The sequence below is a fragment of the Halorhodospira neutriphila genome, from assembly GCF_016584055.1.
Classification (GTDB): domain Bacteria; phylum Pseudomonadota; class Gammaproteobacteria; order Nitrococcales; family Halorhodospiraceae; genus Halorhodospira; species Halorhodospira neutriphila.
Genome location: NZ_NRSH01000269.1, coordinates 1 through 798, shown reverse-complemented (window position 1 = coordinate 798; position 798 = coordinate 1). Strand labels below are relative to the sequence as shown.

Sequence of the window (798 nt, the reverse complement as noted above, 5' to 3'; positions counted from 1 at the left end):
GGCTGCGGCGCAGCAGCTCGGCGTGGCCGCGGCTGCCGACGCGGTTGGCGATGACGCCGGCGACGCGCACGTCGGCGCGGTGGCCGGCGAGCCCGCCCACCACGGCGCCGAAGGTCTCGGCCATGGCCCGGGCGTCCACCACGAGGGCCACCGGCAGCCCGGCCAGGGCGGCCAGGTCGGCGCTCGACGGCGCCCCGTCGAACACCCCCATGGCCCCCTCGACCAGGACGAGCTCCGCCTCCCGGGCCGCCGCGGCAAGGCGCCAGCGGCACTCGGCCTCGCCGGTCATCCACGGGTGGAGCTGGTAGACCGGCGCCCCGCTGGCCCGCTCCTGGAGCATGGGGTCGAGGTAGTCGGGGCCGTGCTTGAAGACCCGCACCCGCCGCCCGGCGTTGCGGTGCAGCCGCGCCAGGGCGGCGGTGACCATCGACTTGCCCTGCCCCGAGGCCGGGGCGGCGAGCATCAGCGCCGGCGCCGGCTCAGCCATCGGCCCGCCCCCGCGCCAGCAACCGGGCGCCGGCCGCGTAGCCGACGGCCACCGCCAGCAGGCACAGCGCCACGGTGGCGGCGAGGTTGAGCACGCCCAGCGCCGGCGAGCGCTCGAGCAGCTGCAGGCTCTCGAGGCTGAGCACCGAGAAGGTGGTGAAGCCGCCGCAGAGGCCGTTGACCGCGAACTGCCGCCAGTGGGTGGGCAGCTCCGCCTCCCCCCGGCCGGCGGCCGCAGCGGCCACCGCGCCGATGAGCAGCGAGCCGCCGACGTTCACGAGCAGCGTCGCCCACGGGAAGGCCGCCGCATCG

Annotated in this window: 2 protein-coding genes; both read right to left on the bottom strand. The window is 77.9% G+C overall.

Annotation, left to right across the window (positions count from 1 at the left end):
• On the bottom strand, positions 1-487 hold a 487-nt coding region (locus CKO13_RS12405; protein ID WP_476702783.1), incomplete at its 3' end, for a nucleotide-binding protein.
• Positions 480-798 (bottom strand): CrcB family protein (locus CKO13_RS12400; protein ID WP_200261462.1); only part of this gene is annotated, 319 nt, incomplete at its 5' end. The genes CKO13_RS12405 and CKO13_RS12400, both read right to left, overlap by 8 nt.